Origin of the sequence: Prevotella sp. khp7, from assembly GCF_900109055.1 — a bacterium.
Classification (GTDB): domain Bacteria; phylum Bacteroidota; class Bacteroidia; order Bacteroidales; family Bacteroidaceae; genus Prevotella.
This window is the reverse complement of sequence record NZ_FOIV01000002.1, coordinates 362,267-385,144: the sequence shown is the minus strand read 5'-3', so window position 1 is coordinate 385,144 and position 22,878 is coordinate 362,267. Positions and strand designations below refer to the sequence as shown.

The window sequence follows — 22,878 nt, the reverse complement described above, 5'->3', positions numbered from 1 at the left end:
AATTATAAATATGTATAGTTTTATTTTACTTTCCATTCGAGAACGCCTCCAGACTCTCCCTTACGAAGTTTGGCGAGAATCTTTAGACCTATGGTGCGTACAGGCTTGAAATCAACGCTATTGTAACAGTCTTTGTTGACGGTAAAAGGACTATGGTCCTCTACTTCCTGCCATTCGCCTTGAGCATCCTTATAGAAGAGCTGCCACGACTCTGGGGTTCGGAAGTTTCCGTCATAATGGTCGAATTCTAGCCAGTAAACCTGTACATTACTTACTTCGTATTCTTGATCGAACTGATAGCTGATAGCCTCGGTAGAGCCCTCTTTCAGCCACCAGTAATGATAAGGTTTTGAAATATCGCTACTGCGAGTGGGTTCCCATTGGTCGTTCACGCCACTCGCCCAGGAATCGACGGGAGCCGTTTCTGGAGCATCATTCTGGATGGGAGCGCGGTTTGAGAAGGTCTGAGCCTTTGAGGCAATGGTTTGAACGGGGGTTGCAACAGCCTTTGTTGGGGTATTAGCAATCCATATTTCCATCTGCTGAGGTCCGCGGTTGTTCCAAGTAGAATATGGAATAGCGTGGAACTTTACGTCTTTTATCTCGCCAGAAAGTTGAAGTTCCTTAGCATCGCCACTGAGAGTTACGACGCCATTGAGGAGATTCTGTTCGAAGTGAGCCTGAATATCAGCAGAGTTAAGAATATACTTGTTGAAAACCTTTCCGTCGGCCTGGTCAGATCCTTCAAGACAATAGACGATAGGGCCACGCTCAAGTGCGATTTTACCACGATTGTCCTCGACATTGTCATTGGCCACGATGCGACGGACCTCCATCGGGAAGTTCAGTTCTATGACGTCACCTTTTTTCCAAGAACGTTGGATTGTAGCGTAGTCGTCAGTCTCTGCAGCCACTTTCACACCATTGACTGTAATGGTGTAAACAGGGGCTGCATCAACATATTTGTAGAGAGAGTTGTTTGTTGGAGAGGTTTTCAGCCAACTTGGAATACGGAATTTGATGGCGAATTTACCACCGCCCTTCGTCACCTTAATGCGGATTCTACCATCCCAGGGATAGTTGGTGGTTTGCTCTAATTCCACTTTACCTATTCTTGCCTTGCCTTGTGCATAAAGATTAACATAGATGTTTTTGCCTTGCATGGCATAAATGTATCCAGGCACTGAAGCTATAAAACGGGTGATATTGCCAGGACAGCAGGCACACCCGAACCACTTCTGGCGTTCATGCTCACCATCACTCTCCAAGGGGTTGTCGTAGAAAAACCTGTCGCCAGAAAGACTGACGCCACTTAATACATTATTATATAAAGCACGTTCACAAATATCAATATATTTGCTTTCGCCCGTAGCAAGGAACATACGATAGTTCCAATAGACGTTGGCGATGGCAGCACAGGTTTCACAATAGGAAGTATGGTTCCATAGCTCATAGTTAGGACCAAAACCTTCACCTTGTGGGCGACTTCCGATACCACCAGTGATGAAGAGTTTCTTGCTCGACATGTTTTCCCAGATTCGCTCAAGAGCCTCAAAATAGGCCTTGTCGCCAGTAAGTGCAGCAACATCGGCCACCCCGGAGTAAAGATAGCCTGCGCGCACGGCATGCCCCACGATCTCATCTTGCTGTAGGATGGGCTTGTGGTCTTGAGAATACTCTGAAGGCCGATGTCCATCTGTACAGCGACCCGTCTCGTCGACGAAATACTTTGCCCCCTCAAGATACTTCTTGTTGCCCGTCACCTTATACAATTTACAAAGAGCCATCTCAATAATAGGATGTCCACCAGGACGATGAATCTGTCCTTCATCAGGGCCGAAGGTCTTGCATACGAGATCGGCATTCTTGATGGCAACATTCAGAAAGGTTTTCTTGCCTGTGGCACGATAGTGGGCGACGGCACTCTCAATGAGATGGCCCGAGTTATAGAGTTCGTGCGAGTTTATCTTCTCCCATCTGTGGCTGCCCCACCATCTGCTCAGTCGCGTACATTTATTGGTCACACACGTAGTCAGATAGCCGTCAGGCTCCTGAGCCTGGGCAATGATGTTAATAACAGAGTCGAGATAGTGATCGAGCTTGGCATCATAGTGCACAGCGAGCGAATAGCTGGCACCCTCGATAACCTTATAGGGATCGGTATCATCGAATGAGAAATCACCCCTATGTTCTCCCTGAATCAGCCCGGCGGCGATGGCGAAGTTATCGAAACGCCCATTCACCTCGCACTCATGGAAGGCAGAGGGGATACTGACGGTACGATTCACCTCTATGCGGGGACTCCAGAACACATCATTAAGGTGTACCTGCGTAAAAGGCACCTCCTCAATCTGTTGAGCAGAGGCAGCAAGCGATACGATAGCAGCACCTAATAGTAAAAAACATTGTTTCATATTTTTAGTTATATTCTTTAGATTTTTGTTAAAGTTACGATTTTAAATGCAAAATAACAAAGAAATAGCGAAACCGTCTGTCAATATCGTCCAAGATGATAAAAAAATCGTCCAAATCATGGCTGGATGGGCATTTTTGGACGATTCTACTCAAGAGTTTGGACGATATTACCTTTCCGTTCCACAGATTTTTTCTATCTTTGCAGCAGAAATCGAAGACGCTAACAAGAATGAACAGAAAACCAATCCCGTCATCATGCAATCTTTGTAAAGCTCTCCGAGTTTGCTTCGGATAAAGTGAGACTTTACTCCGAGGAAACCTCCACTTTGTTCCGAGGAAATTGTAACTAAGAATTAAGAAATTTGAGAAGATGAAAAAGTTTGCAACAATCGCGCTGAGCATGACCATGATATTGCCTATAAGCGCACAAAAAGAACAGGCACATGGGTATCCTATCACCCCCGTACCTTTTACAAGTGTGAAAGTAGCCTCCGGCTCGTTTTGGGGGCAACGATTGGAAGCCAGTCGCAAGGTAACCATCCCCCTCGCCTTCTCGAAGTGTGAGGAAACAGGTCGTTACACCAACTTCTCCAATGCGGCAGAGCATCTGAAGGATCCATCAAAAGTATTCAAGGTAGGAGGTCTGGCCTTTGACGATACAGACCCCTACAAGACTATTGAAGGCGCTAGTTATATCCTACAAACCTATCCTGATAAGAAACTGGTGGCATATATAGACAGTGTGCTTGAGATAATCGCCTCTGCTCAGGAACCTGACGGTTATCTTTACACTTCGCGCACCCAAAACCCTAAAGAGCCCCATGAGTGGGCTGGCGATAAGCGCTGGAGCATGGAAGAAGACCTGAGTCATGAACTCTATAACCTTGGTCACATGATAGAAGGAGCCATCGCCCACTATCAAGCCACAGGGTCAAGAAAATTCCTCGACATTGCCATCCGCTATGCCGATGTCGTTTGCAAGGAGGTTGGCCCTAATCCGGGACAGGCATGTGTCGTACCAGGACACCAGATTGCGGAAATGGCCCTCGCCAAACTTTACCTGTTGACTGGTGACAAGAAATACCTTGATGAAGCCAAGTTCTTCCTTGATTATCGTGGCAAGACCACCATCGTTCATGATTATTCTCAGGCTCACAAACCTGTTGTTGAGCAGGATGAAGCTGTAGGCCATGCCGTTCGCGCCGCCTATATGTATGCAGGAATGGCTGATGTAGCTGCACTCACTGGAGATAAAGAATACATTAAGGCCATTGATGCCATCTGGGATAATATTGTCACTAAGAAACTCTATATCACTGGCGGAATCGGAGCAACTTCGAATGGCGAGGCCTTTGGTGCGAATTACGAACTGCCCAACATGAGTGCCTATTGCGAAACCTGTGCCGCTATTGGCAATGTATATGTGAACTACCGTTTATTCTTGCTTCATGGTGATTCTAAGTACTATGACGTATTAGAACGCACTCTCTACAATGGATTGATTAGCGGTGTATCGCTTAAAGGCGATGGATTCTTCTATCCCAACCCTCTAGAGTCAATGGGGCAGCATCAGCGTCAGGCCTGGTTCGGCTGTGCCTGTTGCCCAAGTAACATCTGCCGTTTCATACCCTCACTGCCGGGTTACATTTATGCAGTGAAGAATCGTAATGTATACATAAACCTCTTCCTCTCTAATAAAAGCATTCTGAGCGTCGCAGGGAAAAAGGTTGGTCTGACTCAGACGACAGAATATCCCTGGAATGGCGACATCACAGTCTCTGTCGATCAGAATACAGCAGGTCAGTTCGCCATGAAGATTCGCATTCCAGGATGGGTGCGTAATCAGGTCTTACCCTCAAACCTTTACAAGTATTCCGACAACAAGCGTCTTGATTATTCTGTCACGGTAAACGGACAAACTGTTGTAGCAAAAGTTACGAATGACGGGTATTACACTATCGACCGTAAGTGGAAGAAGGGTGATAAGATTCAGATCCACTTTGATATGGAGCCACGTACCGTACGTGCCAATAATAAGGTAGAAGCAGATCGGGGCATGGTGAGCATTGAGCGTGGACCGCTGGTATATTGTGCAGAACATCCTGATAACGATTTTGACATTATGGCAACCCTGATTAACCAGAACCCACAATTCCGTATCGGGAAAGGCGAGATAGCAGGCACACCCATTCAGACCCTTATTACCGATGCCCAGACACTGAACCTCAATAAATCGGGCAAGCTTGAAACTCAAGACCAAACGCTGACACTTATCCCATACTACGCATGGTGTCATCGTGGTTCAGGAAAGATGCGTGTATGGCTGCCTCAAGACCTAAATGCCACATCTCCCTCTCAGCCAGTAACATTGGCTTCAGAGAGCAAAGTCACCAGTTCGTGCGAAGTGCCTGCCATATCCTCCATCAACGATCGCTTGATTCCTAAGGATGAAAACGATCGATCCGTACCCTATACCCATTGGTGGCCTAAAAAAGACTGCACAGAATGGCTTGCCTACGAATTTCCACAGGAGAGTCTTGTCCAAAGTGCAACAGTTTATTGGTACGACGATGGTCCCTGGGGCGGATGTCGCGTACCTCAGTCATGGCGCATCCTCTATCAGAATGCTCAAGGCCTGTGGCTGCCCGTAACAGGAGTTACTGATTACCCCACTGACAAGGGCACAGCATGCACAGTCAACTTCAATCCTGTCAAGACAAAGGCTTTGCGTTTAGAGGTAACACTGCCAACAGACAATGCCACAGGACTCTTCGAGTGGAGTGTCAGATAAAAAACGTATCAAATCTATTCGAAATGAGATAATTATTTGCTAATTATATGGCTATTTGGGATTTTCTGATTATCTTTGCAGTCGGAATTTTCTAACTTATTATACAACATGAATAGACGAGCAACTTTAGCTGCCCTCCTGATGGTAGCCACGATGGGACTCTGCGCCCAAAAGCCTATGACTGCGCCCGCTGGCGGCAAGGCTATCAGTGACGAATTAATCGGTATCTTTTTTGAAGACATCAGCAGTTCTGCTGATGGTGGACTTTATGCCGAACTGGTACAAAACGGATCTTTCGAGTACAGTCCCGTTGAACGCGACGGATGGGGACCTGGCACTTTCTGGCGCATGATACGCCCAGGACATTCCACAGGATGGCTTGAGCCACGCATGGACAATAGTATCCATCCAAACAACCCCACCTATATGCGCCTACACGTTGAGCGCACCAAGGAGTATCATGACTATCGCGGATGGAGAGGTTTCGGTATTCAGAACGACGGATTCGATGGTATCTCGGTAAGGGACGGCAAGACATACAATTTCTCAGCCTTCTTCCGCAATATCGACGACAAAGGCAAACAGATTCGAATCGCCCTCGTAGAGCCCCAGATGGGCTGGCCTCCCAAGGATCCGAAACTATTGGCTGATACCATCATCAATATCAACAGTAAATCGTGGCAGAAATACGAAGCTGCACTCTCTGTCAAGGAGTATTCCCCAAAGGCCGTCCTTCAGATATTGGTACTCGATAAGGGTGAGATTGATGTCGATATGGTATCACTCATGCCTCAGGATACCTATAAGGGGCACGGCATGCGCACAGATCTGGCAGAGGCTCTGGCAGAGCTCCAACCCAAGTTCATGCGCTTTCCTGGCGGATGCGTAGTTCATGGCGGTGGCGATGGCTTCTGGGATACATATCGATGGAAAAACACCATCGGCCCCAAAGAACAGCGCAAAGGATTGAAGAATACATGGGGTTACCACCAGAGCATGGGATTGGGCTTCTATGAGTATTTCCAGTTCTGCGAGGATCTTGGCATGGAGCCAGTACCCATCCTGCCTGCTGGCGTAAGCTGTCAGGGCGCCAACGGCGGTTGGAACATGTGGCCCACTCAGGCTCAAGATGCTTGTCCAATGGAAGAGATGGATGAATGGGTTGATGAGGCCCTCGACCTTATTGAATGGGCCAATGGCGATCCTGCGACCTCGAAGTGGGCCAAGATGCGTGCAGATGCTGGTCACCCGGCTCCCTTCAATCTGAAATATTTGGGCCTCGGCAACGAGGAGAAAATCTCTCCAGAATTCTGCGAGCGCTTTAAATATATATATGAACGCGTAATGAAAGCTCATCCGGAAATCGTTATCGTTGGCACAGCTGGTCCTGGATCGCATGCCAATAATCCTGATTTCCAAAACGGTTGGAAACTCGCAGAAGAAACGGGTATGCCAATCATCGACGAACATTACTACGAACCCCGCGACTACTTCCTGAACAAACGACAGTATGACAATTATCCTCGCGATCGCAAGACAAAGGTTTACCTTGGTGAATATGCTGCCAAGGACAAGAAACTGATTGACGCGCTTGCGGAGGGTCTGTATCTGCTCCATGTAGAACGCAACGGTGATGTAGTATCTATGACTTCATATGCTCCCCTCTTTGCCAAGAAGGACGCCACCAATTGGAATCCAGATCTCATCTATTTCGACAACCAGCGCACTTATCTCACTTGCAGCTACTATATTCAGCAGATGTTTGGACAGAGTGCTGGTCAGTATTACTATGGCGACTGTGTGAAGTTTGAAGGTGATGCTCCTGATGCTTGCCAACCCATGGAGAATGTACACTACGGCCAGTCAGTTGTCTTAAACGTCAAAACGCGTGAACTTTTTGTCAAGCTCTGCAATGCTAGTGACGAAACAAAGACTGCCCACATTGACTTGAGTCGTTTCAAGACCATGAAGAAACCTGCTTTAAGGTCTTACATCATTGGACAGCCAGACGACGAGAACAACTATGAAGCCCAGCCTATCTTTACAAAAGGTGAGACCTTCAAGGCTGAGAAGAAGTTCGACTTCCAGTTGAAGCCTTACTCAATGGTTATGCTGAGATACAAACTTTAATCAGAAATAAAAAAGCCCCCGCCAATAAGCGAGGGCTTTTTTCATAACCTTATCACCCTAAAGGCATAAGGTGGAAGGACTATCTTTTCACCTTTCACTTCGAAACTCTTCACCTCTACGCTTTGCTCTTCAGGCAGACCATCGAAGCCCTCAGCCAAAGTCCCCTCAGGAATCATCAGACCATTAAGGCTAATGGTCAGTTCCACGGGCAAGGCATTAACGAGTTTCAGATACTTCTTTCCCGTCTTGGAGTCGCGAACCATACTGGCAGCAATACGATGTTTCAGTTGCAGAGGAATACCCGACAACGATGTTGCCACATAGCGGTCTCCGCTATTGACAGAGAACAGTCGCTGAGTCTCATAAGCTGGCGTAGGACACACTTCTGTGTTCGAGAAGTAAATCATATCAGGATCCCAATTACGATGACCATCCTTGGCCAGCATAGGAGCATAGGAAGTCATCTCCACCACATCACCGTTTCGCTCTATATCTGTGAGATATAGAGCCTCAGCCAAGGCCGTCTCTACATTCGGACGCTTTTCCGGCGTTGAAGCAGCGTATTCACCAAGATAAACCTTGGGCATATGGCGATCATAATTATCATAATAATCACGATGATGCATAAACCAACCAGTACTTTCATAATAATGCTCATCTACCATATACTGCAAATCCGAATGTTTCTTCGAGAAATCCCATCCTTCAAGATAGTCTGCGCTTGGAGCATGGAAAGGTCCTACGGTTCCACATATCTTTATCTCTGGATACTTCTCACGGATGGCGCGACAAATCATCTCGTAGCGTTCCTCGAAAACGGTAGAAATGATATCCTCGTTACCAATACCCAGATATTTCAGATTGAAGGGAGCCGGATGACCTGCATCTGCACGCATCTTGGCCCACTTCGAGGTGGTCGGGTCTCCATTAGCCCATTCGATTAAGTTGAGAAGTTCCTGAATATAGGCAGGCATCTGGTCCATGGGGATACCGCCTTGCTGCCCACCGATACCATCACGATTATTATTTGAATTCTGACAAGGCACACCTGCAGCCAGAACTGGTAGTGGCTCAGCCCCAATATCCTCACAAAACTGAAAAAATTCGAAGAATCCAAGCCCACGTGTCTGGTGGTAGCCCCAGATATTGAAATCGGGCTTACGATCCTGCAACGGACCTATGGTGTGATTCCAATGATATATATTTTCGAGCCCCTGTCCGTGACTCATGCATCCGCCAGGAAATCGCACGAATTTAGGCTTCAAGTCTGCGATGACCTGAGCCAGATCCTTTCGCAAACCATTCTTGCGATGCATAAACGTCTCCTGCGGGAAGAGGCTAACCATATCTATACCCGCTTTTATACCCTTTACGCCAATCACAGCCAGACGGGCTTTTGTGCAGGAGCGCTTTGCCGTAAGCACTGCATCATATTTTTTCCAATCACTCCCTTCTGTCTTTAGCGTAGCTTTGGCCAGCACTACATCATTAGAATCGACAAGTTGGATTATGAACGACTTCTTGGCATTGTAGTTGCGTACGAACATTGAGAAGTCATATTTTTCACCAGCATTCACAGCAATACCATCCCAGCCTTCATTATAGATAGTGTCGTTTCCCAATACGGCATAGCGTGGATTGTTCTTACTCAGCGGATCAACCTGCACAACGTTAATAGGCTTCGAAGCACTCCATGCCGTCGTAGCCTTCCAACCACGATGATCCTTGGGTACATACTCGAAGTCGCGGTTCTGAATCAGTTCACCATAAAGGCCACCATCAGCCGCATAGCTAATATCCTCAAAGAAGATGCCAATAAGCTTGTCACTAATCGTCTTTTCCTGATTAGTGATGGTTAGCACGGCTTCAACAGGCTGCAAATCAGGAAAATTCTTAGCATCCTCATACATACGTTCCTGACTCTGTTTCCCATCTTGGGCAAGACGGTTGAAATAATCAGTTATCACACCCATCTCTGCGGCTGAGAGTTCAAACAGGCATCCATCCACCGACAGCCCATTTACCATAGCAGTATCACGTGTCCAAGCCACATCATCTATCAGGCTCTTCTCGTCTTTACTAAACCGGCGAAAATCATTCGAGGCAGAAACCCAACGTTTATCACCACCTTTCGTCTTGAAATAGATATCGAAAGAACCATTCTCATTAGCAAAAACGGTGGGCTGCAAACATTGGCTGGTTGTCATAATTGGATAATCCTGCGGACGCCAGCTAACAAGGTCCTTTGAATAGGCCGCCGCAAAAAGCGGACTTTTGTCATTAACTTGGAATACCAGACGCCATGAGCCGTCGTTAGCACGAGCCACCGAGGGATGGTACATCCGTTTCTCAGCCCCCCAGGTACCATAATCCGACGAACAGAGTTGACCGAGTTCTTTCCAACCTGTTTCCGTCTGCTGGGCAATGTGTAGCCCAGCGCGCTCACTTGGGGAATAAATAAAAACCTGCTTGGTTTCTTGGGCATGAATAGCAATGGCAACAACAACCAACAGCCCAATCATTCCTAAACGTATAATCCTTTTCATCGATGTTGTTTCCTATTTTGCCGGCAAAGATACAAAAAAAGCCGAAAGCGTCAAAACTTTCGGCTTAAATTCTATTTAAGCAATAATGCTATTCTTTATCCACGTGCCTCAATCTCCTTGTTTATTTCATCAAGTCTCTCATCAGTAAGAGGATACTTATAAACAAGACATCCTACAACAATCAGAAGAGCAGCAGGAATAATACAAGTAAACACCAGAATGGCATTCTGTGCTGTGGCAGAATATTCGGCAAGGTGCGTGTAATAAGCATTAACTGGTGCGCTGATGAACGAAGCCAGGAACACAGTTACAAAGATGCTCAGTACCAGCTGAAGGCACTTATTGGCCTTAAACTCAGCAAACATCTCGCCGTAAGTAACAGGTTTCTCGGGTGTGGTGGCAATCCGCTCCTTACAGCCAGTGAAGCAGTAAAGCAAAAGCAAAAAGCCGATAACAGCAAATACACAAGTAACCGTAAACCAGGCAACAGGATCGATAGGCAGAGCCGACTCTTCGCTGGCCAGATCGAAACCAATCATACCCATAACCAATGGTGTAATCCAACCTGCTATTGAGAAACCTGCCTTGAAGGCCACACCAGCAAGTGCATTAACGGTAGCAGCAGGGCGATTGCCTGTACGATATTCGGCCTCGGTAATAACCTCAGGCACAAGTGCCCACATCAACGAACCGACAAGAAGTCCAACGCCAGTCATCACCTTGGCTGCCTGAACAATGGTATTGAGACCCTCAACATCGAAGAATTTACCAATAGTGAACAAGATGGCAAAGCCAACAAATCCGATGGAGAGAAGCATATAATAAAGACCTTTCTTACCCAACCATCTCTTAAGCATAGGCAAAGATGGCAGAATTATGAAAGCAGGAATGGTACCAATGGCCATGAACAAAGCCTGATTCCAGTCGATAACTGTATGGGCAACAATTGCAAGACCAATGGGGAAACCTGCCTGAACTACGATCTGACCAATATTGGCACATACCATACGGGTAGATGTAAGCTTCAGTACCTCGTCGTTGTCGCGAGTCATACTGGCCATAATAGAGCCATAAGGAATGTTTACTACAGAATAAATCATACTCAGCGTCGTGTAGCTGACTGTAGCATAGACAATCTTCATGCCTGTAGACCAGGTTGCAGCTTGAGGAAGCATCAACAAGCAGGCGGCAATCGTAAGAGGAATACCACCATACAAAAGGTAGGTACGATACTTACCTAACCTCGGATTGCGGTTATCGATATAACGCCCAACTACAGGACTCCAGAAACAGTCGATAAGACGGACAGAAAGAATCAGTCCGCTTACAAATGCCGGATTAATCTTCAATACTGTAGTAAGGTAAAGCATTAAGTAACATGCCACCGTTTGAAAAATCAGATTCTGCGCCAGGTCGCCCGATCCGTAGCCGATGCGCTGGAGCCAAGAGAGCTTGTAGAAGCCTTTGGTTTCGTTAGTTGTACTCATAATTATTATTAGTTATTAATTGTTATTTCAAATGAACTCATGGGCAAACCTTTGAGTGAACGGACATTGGCCGCTATAGGATTGTCTTTCCACGCATATCGGATTATGAGAGGTGAGTGGTGAGAAGCAAGAGGTGAAGAAATAATAACACGATTGCCTTCGGCGGTTGCATCAGCATTCATGAATTTACCGTCATCGCCAGCCACCTCGAAGGTATAGAGTCTGCCGGATTGAATGGGTTGATCGAGGGTAAGGAAGATTTTTCCGTCGTTCACCTCAGACGCAATGACTTCTGGAGCAAGCTTCACCTTATTATTATATAGAAGACGGTCAAAACAAAGGCTAATACGTTCGGCGACCTCTTTTTTACGAAGAGGATGGATGTCAACCGATTCTCCCAAGTCATTGATAACCGCGAGTTCTGCACGACTATCGCTTTTTGCGACAAGGCGCTGTGCCTCACGAAGCTGAGCCCATCCGCTATTAACAGGCATAAGTTGGGGAGTCATTGGCCTTGGGAAAGCAGTCTGTTGACGTCCATCATAATTAGCTAACTGCACAATAACAAAAGGCATTTGCTGATCCTGCCAACAGCTACGCCAGCTACCCATTAGCTTTTTCAGATAGTCTGCATAGGGAGCAGGATCACCCGTGTTTGACTCACCCTGATACCACACCACACCCGAGAGGGCATAAGGAGCAAGGGGATAAAGCACAGCATTATAGAGCGTAGTAGGGATATTCTGTAGTGATACATCGCCACTAGGACAATTAGGCATCTCGGCTCCAACCTGCATTTTCCACATATCACTAAGAGGGATGACATCCTTAGGCATTGGATTCTGCGAGCAGCGATCATCACCAAAAGCTATCAAATAAGGCTTTTCTGGAAGGAAGTGAACCACACCATACTTGTTGATAAAGCGAATGGTAATCACATTATCACCCTCACGAAGTAAACCCTCAGGGATATCATAGCGACGCGGAGGATACTGATAGCCTGTCTGTCCTATCTGTTGACCATTAAGATAGGTGACATCACGATCAAAAAGCGTACCGAGCAACAATCGGGCAGGCTTTCCTGCGTGCATCTTATCTATATTGACATGCTGTCGCAGCCAGATGGTACCCGTACCGCGCCATCCCCAATTGTTTTGGTTTATGGCCTGCCAACCTGAATCATCGTATTGCGTTGCCGTCCAGTTATACTGAATACCAGGATCGGCATTCTGAAGCATCTTCTGCCATTGACGCTCAGCCAGCATATTGGCTTGCATCTGCTCTTTCACATAGTCGTCACTCTGAAAGAACTGAACGCGCTTCACAAGCATGGGATAATCTTTCTCAAGAGAATCTTTCGATATCCATGCCTCTATAGGCGTACCTCCCCAACTATTGACGATGATGCCCTGTGGCACCTTGTTTTTCTCGAACATGCGCTTGCCAAGAAAGTAGCCTACCGCTGAAAATGGCCACGCATTCTTTTTGTTAAGGGTCTTCCAATTGATAGATGTAGGACGGATATCGTCACGGACACCGTGCGTATCGGTATCGTTCTGCACACGAAACAAACGTATCTGTGTATTCTCATCGTTATCAATCTCCTCGGTATACTGCGGATAAACACGTTCAATATGTACATCTATATTTGACTGACCAGAGAGAAGCCACACATCACCAACGAGAATATTGTCAATCGTCAATTCACCAATAGTCATTGTATATGGACCTCCCGCCTTCATCTTGGGCAGGTCTATGCGCCATTTACCTTCTGCATCGGCAATAGTTGTATATTCCTTCTTATTAAATGCGATGGTCACGGTTTCACCAGCATCGGCTTTACCCCAAACAGGAACAGGCTTACCACGCTGTATGACCATACCAGACTGAAATAACTGAGGCAAAATAACCTTTGCGCCAGCGAGAGAGGTGCATAAAAGTGCAACAAAGAATAATGTGATCTTCTTCATACAATTGTTGATTTCAGTTGCAAATTTACTAAAAACTCCCGTTGAAATGGCCAAAACTTATCTTTTTATTTTGCCATGAAACATTTAGAAAAGCATCTGTAACAAATCAGAATGTCAAATGAGCCATTTTTCACTACCTTTGCAGCAAATTTCTATTATTCTTCATGAAGCAGTCATCATCACAAAAAGTATCATTAGGCGAGAAGCTCGGCTACTCATTAGGGGATGCCGCAGCCAATCTGGTGTTCCAGATGATGATGATTTTCCAATTGAAATTCTATACCGATGTGTTCGGTCTGGACGGAGCAATAGCAGGAAGTGTTCTGATGATTGCAAGTATCTCCGCCATTATTGTCGATCCCACTATTGGAATTCTCACAGACCTCACATCAACACGTTGGGGAAAGTTCCGTCCGTGGATTATCTGGACTGCAATCCCCTTCTGTTTGTTCTACATGTTAGCGTTCTACAACCCCGGCATTCAAGAAAAAGGAATGGTTGCTACCTATGCCACCATTTCTTATGTATTGCTCATGTCGATCTATTCGTTTAACAATATACCATATACATCGTTAGGCGGTGTGATGACTAGCGACATCCATGAACGCACGAGTATTACAACCATTCGTTTTGTCGTTGTAACCATTGCCCAGTTTGTGGTTCAAGGACTGACACTACCTCTGGTAGATCATTTCTCAAAAGGTAGCACTCTGCAACATGGCTGGAGTTGTACCATAGGTATTTTTGCCTGCATCGCTCTCATTTTCTTTATAGTCACTTTCCTCGTGACAAAGGAACGCATCCAGCCCCCTCCCAGGCAGCAGATAAGCATTAAGGAAGATGTAAAAAATACGGTCTCAAGTGTTTCCTGGAACGCAATGGCGCTTCTCACCTTTGCTATCTTCATTACATTGGCCATGTGGGGTTCAGCCATGAATTTCTATTTCCAATATAATGTTGACCAGAAATCGCTTTACGATTTCCTTTCCCATTTTATTACTATTGAGCAAGAGAATGTATATTCCGTCGGCTTCTCTGCCTTTAACATGATGGGAGCCGTTGTTCAGTTTACTGGTGTGATTTGCTTCTCCCGATATCTCGCCAACAAATACGGCAAGAAGAAAACCTTTATTGTCTGTCTTTCGATGACAGCATTCTTTACGGCCCTCTTTTATATTCCCACCCCAACAGATGTCAGTTTGATGTTTGTACTCAATTTCCTCCGTTCATTGGCATATGCTCCAACCATCCCACTGCTATGGGCAATGATTGGCGACGTAGCCGACCATATTGAATACGAGAGTCATCGTAGAGCTACAGGCTTCTGCTTCTCTGGCATCGTTCTGGCTCTGAAACTCGGTCTAGGGTTTGGCGGTGCAATTGCTGGCATCATCATCTCTATGTTCGGTTATGTCTCTGGCAATGTGTCAGTACAGAATGAAAGTGCAACCGAAGGCATTCGTCTCGTATCAAGCCTTGTACCCGCCTTGCTTTTCTGCGTAGGCGTCATGGCTCTCTATTTCTACCCGATTACAAAGGAATTCAACGAAAATATGCAGGCTGAACTGGCGGCACGCCGCCGGATGGCCGAGAAAAAAGAATACTAATTAATTTCAAAGCAAGAAAATATGAAACCGCGTTATCTTTTCCCTAAAGATTATTATGCAGACCCTTCTGCCAATGTGTTTAATGGTCGACTCTATGTTTATCCATCTCACGACTGGGAGGCTGGTGCTGCTTTTGATGATGATGGTGGCCATTTCCAGATGAAGGACTACCACGTAATTTCCATGGATGATGTGGAAAACGGTGAGGTGACCGATCATGGCATGATACTCCACGTAGACCAAGTTCCCTGGGCAGAAAAGCAGATGTGGGACAACGACGTAACGGAGAAAGATGGCAAATACTACCTTATCTTCTCTGCTAAAGACTACAATGGTGTGTTCCACCTTGGTGTTGCCGTCAGCGACACCCCTGAAGGCCCGTTCATTCCTGAGCCTCAGCCTATCCGTGGCTCTATGAGTATCGACCCTAGTGTATTCAAGGACGATGATGGCCAGATATACTGCTATTTCGGCGGATTATGGGGCGGTCAGCTTCAGTGGTATCAGGCTCCGGAAAAGCTGATTAAGGAAGGCGTCGACCTCGGCCCTGCCGCCGATAAGAAGACACAGCTTTTCGCACCAGCCGATGTTCCTGCTCTGCCCAGTTTCGTCGTTCGTATGAGCGACGATGTAAAGCAGTTTGCCGAAGCACCACGCAACGTCATTGTTATCGATAAGAATGGTGAGCCTCTGAAAGCCGGTGATCCTCACCGTTTCTTCGAAGCATCTTGGATGCATAAGTACAATGGTAAATACTATTTCAGCTATTCTACTGGTGACAGTCACATGCTGTGTTATGCCATCGGTGATAATCCTTATGGACCATTCACCTATCAGGGTGTTATCCTTGATCCGGTAGTAGGTTGGACGACTCATCACTCTATAGTAGAGTATAAGGGCGAGTGGTTCCTGTTCTACCACGATTGTGTTCCGAGTAATGATATCACCCATCTGCGCTCATTAAAAGTACAGCGTCTGTTCTACAATGAGGATGGAACAATTCAAAAGGTTGTAAATGAATAGATTTCTGCTCGTTTACAATGCAAGAACTGATAACCAACTATTACATGACACACCGCGACGAGCTGCTGGCATATGTCAGCAGCCGTCTTGGTGGTAGCAGTATGTCGGAAGATATCGTACAAAATGTTTTTCTTCGCCTGCTGACCACCGATAAGATGGTTACCCCAGAAACCCTGCCTGCGTTAATCTACACAATAACCCGTCGACAAATCATCGACTACTATCGCCGTCACACCACCTTTGAACAATATGAACACTATATCAAGCGTGTGTGCAGCGATGAGACTTCTATGGAGTCTGTATTTTCGGCCCATGAAATCATGGAACAGCTTGAACACGGAATAGCACATCTACCTGAAAATTGTCGCAACATCTATCGGCTTCACATCTATAATGGAATGAAGGTAGGTGAGATATCAAAAGAGTTAGGTGAAGGTTATAAGTCGGTAGAGCATCGTCTTGGCACAGCCCGTAAGGTTATGCGTGAACAACTTTTAGCCGTCGGCTATTAGCTAACGTTTTCTGGCAATCACGTAAATAATGACAGGCGCCCCTATCAGGGGTGTCACCGCGTTCAGAGGTATCACCCCGCTCTCACCTGGAAGGAAACAGATGAGATTACAAACAAGTGCCACCACAGAACCACACAACAATGTAGCTGGCAATAGCTGACGATGATTGTCTGTTGTCATCAGTAGGCGTGCGATATGAGGTACAGCCAGTCCGATGAAAGCCACGGGACCGCAAAAAGCCGTTGTAATAGCCGTCAGAACACCGGTTACTATCAGCAACCAGTTTCTGACCATGAGAATATTCACACCTAGATTCTCAGCATATCTGTCGCCAAGCATCAAGGCATTCAATGGCTTGATAAGCAGTAAAGCACCAAGAAGACCTGCCAATGTAACAAAGGCAAAGATTGGCATGTTCGACATCGAGACACCGCCAAACGACCCCATTCCCCATACCATATACGACTTCACACCCTCATCGGTAGCGAAGAAGTTCAGCAAAGAAATGGCAGAATTAGAGATATAGCCAATCATTATACCGATAATCAGCAGCATCACATTGTTACGTACCAACGAAGAAAAGAAAAAGATAACCACCATCACCGTCATGGCTCCGATAAAGGCAGCTATCAGGATGGCCGCAAAACCACTTAGCTGCAGCGAGCCAACAGATAGTCCACCACCAAGAAAGAGCATCACAAGAGCCACTCCCAAACCAGCACCACTATTGATACCAAAAACACTCGGTCCTGCCAAAGGATTACGGAAAGCCGTCTGCAACAGCAGACCGCTCACAGCAAGGGCTGCACCACATAGCATCGCTGTCAGAGCCTGAGGAAGTCTTGATTGCAGAATAATAAACTGCCACGACGCTTTTTCAGTCTCATCACCCAGGAGTATACGCACCACATCTTCTATAGGAATCGATACCGACCCCATGAGCAGGTTCATAACAAAAAGCACCGCTATAAGCGGTATAAAAAGATACACTCCAAATTGCTTCATGTCGTTACTCTTGACTCTTTTCGCGTGCAAATTTACAATTTTTTTTATTATCCGTGCGCATAACTGCCATTTTTGTTGTATCTTTGCACCCATACCAACAAAATATGAATGAAATGAGACATTATTTCCACTCCTTTTTAGCAGGTCTTTTCCTGCTATCGGCAAGTCCGGCAGAAGCCACTAAACTCATAGGCCTTAAAGTGATTGACAAAGACTACCTCATGGTACATTTCCGTGACGGTGAGGTGCACTACCGCGATGACGGTACTGGTCCGAGTGCCTATCTGGGCCACTCTTTTGCCGAGGGCGACGACACGCTCATTGTATTCGGTGAGCGCCTGAGACTACCAGAAGCTCAGCAAACAGCTTTGTGGCAGATTAGTTCTACTGACGATAAAGCTTTTGTTGCCTCACACCCCCTAAAGGTATGGAGAAAATCAAAACCGATGAATACTGACCATACGCTAACTAGCGAATGCGACCACTGGCTCTTTCTTCAGTTACCACAATCCATGAAACAGGGTTGTAACTACACTGTTAATATCCCTAGTGGAATCGGTTCCGACCAATCATCTGCTACTGTATGTTTCGACATCTGGAACACCATGTCAGAGGCTGTCCATGTCAATATCATAGGTTACTCACCAACAGAGCAGATTCATGCAGCCGACCTTTATCAGTGGCTGGGCGACGGCGGACAAAGAGACTATCGTTCATGGGAGGGTCGTAAGGTATACCTTTATAATATCAAGACCAATAAGAAAAAGAATGTTGGTGTGGTCAAGTTTTGGAAACAGGCATCAGAGGCTAAAAACGAGGCTGGCGAGAAGAACCTCATAGGTACCGATGTCTGGAACATCGACTTTAAGTCGGCTGTTCCTGGGCGCTACCGCCTAGTGGTAGAGGATGTGGGATGCAGCATGGACTTCGACATTGCTTCCGACATCTACTACCAGCCTTTCCGCTACTCCGTACGTGGTTATTACTACATGCGTCTTGGCGAGCCTAAAGATCCTGAGCATGTATGGCCCGTTCCCCGTCAGCCCCAGTTCATTCCCGAGACCGATCCCAAGGGATTTACAGTTTATAAGACCGATTTTCATCCCTTCTGTCAGGAATGGCGCGACTTGCGCACAGATGTTTGGGACGAGCCCCATTTCAAGTCTCTCAAGGATTCCCGCTTCTGGCAGCATCGTCTGCCTGGCAATCCTGTGAATACAGAAGTAAAGGGTGGCCATTCCGATGCATTCGATTGGGACCGCCATCTGGCACATGTCAGCAATATCTACGATATGCTACTGCCTTATATCCTCTCTGGCGGACGTCTTTCCGACGACAATCTGGGTATCCGTGAGAGCGGTAATGGCATTCCTGATATCATCGACGAGGCTCGCAATGAGGTTGATTTCTTCCTCTCTATCCGCGATGGCGAAGCCTATTCACAGGGTGTAACCAATCCATGTGCCGACTGGAGTGTGATGTTCCAGGCTGGCTGTACCACGATGGCAGCATGGGCTAATGCCGCCAACTGTGCTATTCTTGGCGAGGCTTTCCGTCTGCAGAAGAACGATTCCTTGCAGAAATACTATACCGACGAGGCCATCAAAGCCTTCCGCTATGCCTCCAAGCAGGAGTGGAACCAACTCGACGACCTGCAGGACATTGGTAGCATGCAGATGCGAGGTCGCGACTTCCGTCAGCTTGCATCTGCTTTCCTCTATAACCTTACCGGTGATGAGCAGTGGGAGAAGGTTTTTGTCGAGGAGAGCATGATCAAGAGCCCACAGTCGCCTATCTTCAGCAAGGGCCGTCATGGCTTCTTTGGTGTCGGAGTGATGCATGAAGAGAACAAAGACCTCGTGCCCTTCTGTCAAATTTGGGCCGCAGCAGCTTATCTCACTTGTCCCCATCAGCGCCATTTCGCTGACGTTTACCAGAATTTGAAGTCGAGCATCAACGCCCAGGCAGAAACATATAACATCTCACACATGGCCAAACGCCCTTCACGCCGTACTGCCAACGATGATCGCTGGCAGGTTTCGCAGAACCTGCAACTGGTAATGATGGCACACTACATTGCCGACAAACCCCACAAGAAGGAACTGGAACATGTGATGTATACAGAAGCCAGCTGGGCGATGGGCCGCAATCCTGGTAACATTGTAGAGATGACAGGACTGGGTGAGCGCCATATCACCGACTGTTACACCACTGGTCGCAACGATGGTGCTCCAGAGAGCCATCCAGGACAGACGCCTTTCAACGGCACAGAAACATGGTCGCCTGGCCATAACGGAGGCGATGCCCGCGTCATCCTGAAATACTGTTATCCAGAGTGGAACGTAAATAGCAAGGACAACAGTTGGCCACGCCAGGAATCTTATTTCAACCAGCGTTACTTCTGGGTAAACGGCGAGTTCACTCCTCGTGAGACCATGCGTGGCAAGATGGCCCTGCTCGGCTATCTCTATGCAATCAGATAAATTTTTATATTAATCTACAATATGACGACAAAGAACCTATTTATCGCAGCCTTTGCATTGGTGAGCATCAGTGCCCAGGCGCAGAAACCTGCCATCCCCCGCGATGCGGCATTGGAGGCAAAAATTGAGAAAACCCTTTCACGTATGACACTCGATGAGAAAATCGGACAGATGCTTGAATTGAATCTCGACGTGATGGGCAAGATGACAATTGAGAATGCTAAGATCGATCGCGAGAAAGTGCGCTCTGTACTTCAGCAATATGGAAGACCTGATTCTGAGATTGAGGCTGTGCTGAAAATGAAGGATCAAGAGATCCTTGACAAGCTTGGCAACTTCCCTGTTGATATCTATCAGGGTGAGACAAAGCGTATATGGAAACTCAACGAGACGATGCTCGACACACTCATTTCAAAGTGGAAGGTGGGCTCTATTCTCAATGCCCCTGGCACTCGCGCCTCAAGCGTAGAACAGTGGCAGAAGTGGATCCAACTGATTCAGAAGAAGTCAATGAAGTATCTGGGCATCCCCGATATCTACGGACTCGACCATAATCACGGTGTCACTTATACTCAAGGCGGAACACTCTTCCCCCAACCCATCAACCTGGGTGCCTCGTTCAACACCGAATTGGCTTTCAGAGGTGCAGAGATTACTGCCTATGAGAGTCGTGCAGCTAACTGCCCATGGGTGTACAATCCTGTAGTAGACCTGAGCCGCGATCCTCGCTGGCCTCGCATGTATGAGAGTTTTGGCGAGGACGCCATCGTAAACTCTAAGATGGTAGTAGCCGAAATCAGAGGCTATCAGGGTGAGGACAATAACCACATCGACCGTTTCCATGTTGGAACCAGCACCAAACACTATTTTGGTTATGGCGCCCCTTGGACAGGTAAGGACCGTACCCCTGCTTACCTCTCACCACAGATGATTCGTGAGAAGTATTTCGAGCCCTTCAAGGCCGCAGCTCTCGCAGGCACACTCACCATGATGGTCAACTCAGCCTCTATCAACGGCGTGCCCCTTCATGCCAGCTACGAATACCTTACAAAATGGCTGAAAGAAGACCTGCAGTGGGACGGCTTCCTCGTAACCGACTGGGCTGATATAAACAGTCTGTACACCCGTGAAAAGGTGGCAAAGAACAAAAAGGACGCCATCCGTATTGCTATCAATGCTGGTATCGACATGTCGATGGACCCCTATAGCGTTGAGTTCTGCATCCTGCTGAAGGAGCTTGTCAACGAAGGCAAGGTGAAGATGACTCGTATCGACGATGCCGTTCGCCGTATCCTCCGTGCAAAATATCGCCTCGGCCTCTTCGATGAGCCCAACACTGGTGGTAAAGGTTTCGAGAAGTTTGGTTGCGACGAGTTTGCCAAAGCCTCTCTTCTGGCTGCAGAAGAGTCTGAGGTGTTGCTGAAAAACGAAGGTATTCTGCCACTGGCCAAGGGAAAGAAGATTCTGCTGACTGGTCCTAACGCCAACCAGATGCGCTGCCTGCATGGTGGCTGGAGCTACACATGGCAGGGTTCGAAGGCTGAAGATCTCTCTGAGAAATACAACACCATCTATGAGGCCCTCTGCAATAAGTATGGCAAAGAAAATGTCATCCTCGAACAGGGCGTGACTTATAACGAAGACGGCGCCTATTACGACGAAAACGAGCCCCAGATCGACAAAGCCGTAGCTGCTGCAGCTCAGGCCGATGTCATCATAGCTGCCATTGGCGAGAACTCTTACACAGAGACGCCTGGCAACCTCACCGACCTCTGGCTCTCCGAGAACCAGCGCAACCTTGTGAAGGCACTTGCCAAAACAGGCAAACCCATCGTTCTTGTACTCAACGAAGGTCGTCCACGCCTCATCGCCGACATCGAACCGCTGGCTAAGGCTATCGTTGATATCCTCATTCCCGGCAACTATGGCGGCGACGCCCTCGCCAACCTGCTCGCTGGTGATGCCAACTTCTCAGCCAAACTGCCTTACACCTATCCACGTGAGATCAACTCACTGAACACCTATGACTATAAGGTTTCTGAAGAGGTTGGTACGATGGCTGGTGCCTACAACTACGATGCGAAGGTCAGCCTCCAGTGGCCCTTCGGCTATGGTCTCAGCTATACCACCTTCGGTTACTCTAACCTGAAGGTCGACAAGGCTCAGTTTACTGCCGACGATGTACTCACCATCAGCGTTGATGTGAAGAATACTGGTACCAAGGCCGGTAAAGAGGCTGTTCTACTCTATTCAAGCGATCTCGTCGCCAGCATCGTGCCCGACAACAAGCGCCTGCGCGATTTCACGAAGATTTTGCTGGAGCCTGGTGAGACCAAGACCGTGACGTTCCAGCTTCCCGCCAGCAAACTCGCCTTCGTAGGCGCTGATGGTCGTTGGACTCTTGAGGATGGTGACTTCATCCTGAAAATTGGCAACCAGACCGTTCACACAGCCTGCACCCAGACCAAAGTATGGGATGAGCCGAACATCTGAATTCCCTGCTTAATATAAACAAAGGTGCTGTCCGTAAACACGGATGGCACCTTATTACTTTTTATGCGATACCCAACTGAAAGGTTTTTTGAAAAGTTAACGGTTTCTATTGTAATAATGGAAACAACAGAATTGCAATTATCCGCGGAACGCCACTCAACGACACAATACAACAGCATCCGCATATCGCCAAAGTGAAAGAAAAGGCAGGAAAACGTCTGAAGCGAACAACACCCCACCACCTAACCTTTTCTGCTGAAACACCTTTATATAAACGGAATTTCAAGGGTTAGGTGTCTTAGAAAGAGGTAACCCACACCTAACCTATCACCTAACCTTTTCTCTGATTATCCTTTGGTTAGGTGTTTGGTTAGGTGTTTGGGCAACACCTAACCCTCCAAACCTCCTTTATACAA

At 47.1% G+C, this 22,878-nt stretch carries 13 protein-coding genes; 8 read left to right on the top strand and 5 right to left on the bottom strand.

The window, feature by feature from the left end; translation table 11 throughout:
* Window positions 1-20 precede the first annotated feature (20 nt).
* The gene (locus tag BMX82_RS05330; protein ID WP_091766709.1) at window positions 21-2,414 is read right to left on the bottom strand and encodes a glycoside hydrolase family 127 protein; all 2,394 of its coding nucleotides are present in this window, start codon (window positions 2,412-2,414) and stop codon (window positions 21-23) included.
* Between the two features lie 46 nt (window positions 2,415-2,460).
* Between BMX82_RS05330 and BMX82_RS05325 the strand changes: the two genes are divergently transcribed.
* From BMX82_RS05325 to BMX82_RS05315, 3 genes are all read left to right on the top strand, one after another.
* Window positions 2,461-2,685, top strand: coding sequence for a hypothetical protein (locus BMX82_RS05325; protein WP_091766706.1), 225 nt, complete (start codon window positions 2,461-2,463; stop codon window positions 2,683-2,685).
* Between the two features lie 100 nt (window positions 2,686-2,785).
* A complete protein-coding gene (locus tag BMX82_RS05320; RefSeq protein WP_091766703.1) occupies window positions 2,786-5,206 on the top strand; it encodes a glycoside hydrolase family 127 protein in 2,421 nt (806 codons plus the stop codon).
* A gap of 108 nt (window positions 5,207-5,314) precedes the next feature.
* A complete protein-coding gene (locus tag BMX82_RS05315; RefSeq protein WP_091766701.1) occupies window positions 5,315-7,336 on the top strand; it encodes an alpha-L-arabinofuranosidase C-terminal domain-containing protein in 2,022 nt (673 codons plus the stop codon).
* Window positions 7,337-7,377: 41 nt separating this feature from the next.
* Here the strand turns inward: BMX82_RS05315 and BMX82_RS05310 are convergent, their stop codons facing one another.
* The 3 genes from BMX82_RS05310 to BMX82_RS05300 form a co-directional block, all read right to left on the bottom strand.
* Window positions 7,378-9,882, bottom strand: coding sequence for an alpha-L-arabinofuranosidase C-terminal domain-containing protein (locus BMX82_RS05310; RefSeq protein ID WP_091766698.1), 2,505 nt, complete (start codon window positions 9,880-9,882; stop codon window positions 7,378-7,380).
* 95 nt (window positions 9,883-9,977) lie between these two features.
* Window positions 9,978-11,369: an MFS transporter gene (locus tag BMX82_RS05305; protein WP_091766695.1), complete on the bottom strand. Its 1,392-nt coding sequence runs from the start codon at window positions 11,367-11,369 to the stop codon at window positions 9,978-9,980.
* 8 nt (window positions 11,370-11,377) lie between these two features.
* Window positions 11,378-13,339: a sialate O-acetylesterase gene (locus BMX82_RS05300; protein ID WP_091766692.1), complete on the bottom strand. Its 1,962-nt coding sequence runs from the start codon at window positions 13,337-13,339 to the stop codon at window positions 11,378-11,380.
* A 164-nt stretch (window positions 13,340-13,503) separates the two neighbouring features.
* On the opposite strand from BMX82_RS05300, the gene BMX82_RS05295 reads away from it, so the two are divergent.
* From BMX82_RS05295 to BMX82_RS05285, 3 genes are read left to right on the top strand one after another with little or no spacing between them, the layout of a single operon-like run.
* Window positions 13,504-14,946 carry an MFS transporter gene (locus tag BMX82_RS05295; protein ID WP_036914400.1) on the top strand — a complete coding sequence of 481 codons (1,443 nt, stop codon included), beginning with the start codon at window positions 13,504-13,506 and terminating at the stop codon, window positions 14,944-14,946.
* Window positions 14,947-14,967: 21 nt separating this feature from the next.
* Window positions 14,968-15,969, top strand: coding sequence for a glycoside hydrolase family 43 protein (locus BMX82_RS05290; protein ID WP_091766689.1), 1,002 nt, complete (start codon window positions 14,968-14,970; stop codon window positions 15,967-15,969).
* A gap of 17 nt (window positions 15,970-15,986) precedes the next feature.
* Complete coding sequence (locus BMX82_RS05285; RefSeq protein ID WP_091766686.1) at window positions 15,987-16,481, top strand: RNA polymerase sigma factor; 495 nt, start codon at window positions 15,987-15,989, stop codon at window positions 16,479-16,481.
* On the opposite strand, the gene BMX82_RS05280 is transcribed toward BMX82_RS05285, so the two are convergent.
* Window positions 16,482-17,486, bottom strand: a complete 1,005-nt coding sequence (locus tag BMX82_RS05280; RefSeq protein ID WP_036914406.1) for an iron ABC transporter permease — start codon at window positions 17,484-17,486, stop codon at window positions 16,482-16,484.
* Between the two features lie 104 nt (window positions 17,487-17,590).
* Here BMX82_RS05280 and BMX82_RS05275 point away from each other — a divergent pair, with 104 nt between their 5' ends.
* Together BMX82_RS05275 and BMX82_RS05270 are read left to right on the top strand one after the other, a co-directional pair.
* Entirely contained in the window at window positions 17,591-19,969 is a 2,379-nt protein-coding gene (locus tag BMX82_RS05275; RefSeq protein ID WP_255396548.1) for a glycoside hydrolase family 9 protein, read from the top strand.
* Between the two features lie 21 nt (window positions 19,970-19,990).
* Window positions 19,991-22,462: a glycoside hydrolase family 3 N-terminal domain-containing protein gene (locus BMX82_RS05270; RefSeq protein WP_091766683.1), complete on the top strand. Its 2,472-nt coding sequence runs from the start codon at window positions 19,991-19,993 to the stop codon at window positions 22,460-22,462.
* Window positions 22,463-22,878 lie beyond the last annotated feature (416 nt).

Bases quoted from the DNA above. Each gene is read 5' to 3' on its own strand.
- BMX82_RS05330 (WP_091766709.1), bottom strand. From the start codon at position 2,414: ATGAAACAATGTTTTTTACTATTAGGTGCTGCTATCGTATCGCTTGCT.
- BMX82_RS05325 (WP_091766706.1), top strand. From the start codon at position 2,461: ATGCAAAATAACAAAGAAATAGCGAAACCGTCTGTCAATATCGTCCAA.
- BMX82_RS05320 (WP_091766703.1), top strand. From the start codon at position 2,786: ATGAAAAAGTTTGCAACAATCGCGCTGAGCATGACCATGATATTGCCT.
- BMX82_RS05315 (WP_091766701.1), top strand. From the start codon at position 5,315: ATGAATAGACGAGCAACTTTAGCTGCCCTCCTGATGGTAGCCACGATG.
- BMX82_RS05310 (WP_091766698.1), bottom strand. From the start codon at position 9,882: ATGAAAAGGATTATACGTTTAGGAATGATTGGGCTGTTGGTTGTTGTT.
- BMX82_RS05305 (WP_091766695.1), bottom strand. From the start codon at position 11,369: ATGAGTACAACTAACGAAACCAAAGGCTTCTACAAGCTCTCTTGGCTC.
- BMX82_RS05300 (WP_091766692.1), bottom strand. From the start codon at position 13,339: ATGAAGAAGATCACATTATTCTTTGTTGCACTTTTATGCACCTCTCTC.
- BMX82_RS05295 (WP_036914400.1), top strand. From the start codon at position 13,504: ATGAAGCAGTCATCATCACAAAAAGTATCATTAGGCGAGAAGCTCGGC.
- BMX82_RS05290 (WP_091766689.1), top strand. From the start codon at position 14,968: ATGAAACCGCGTTATCTTTTCCCTAAAGATTATTATGCAGACCCTTCT.
- BMX82_RS05285 (WP_091766686.1), top strand. From the start codon at position 15,987: ATGCAAGAACTGATAACCAACTATTACATGACACACCGCGACGAGCTG.
- BMX82_RS05280 (WP_036914406.1), bottom strand. From the start codon at position 17,486: ATGAAGCAATTTGGAGTGTATCTTTTTATACCGCTTATAGCGGTGCTT.
- BMX82_RS05275 (WP_255396548.1), top strand. From the start codon at position 17,591: ATGAATGAAATGAGACATTATTTCCACTCCTTTTTAGCAGGTCTTTTC.
- BMX82_RS05270 (WP_091766683.1), top strand. From the start codon at position 19,991: ATGACGACAAAGAACCTATTTATCGCAGCCTTTGCATTGGTGAGCATC.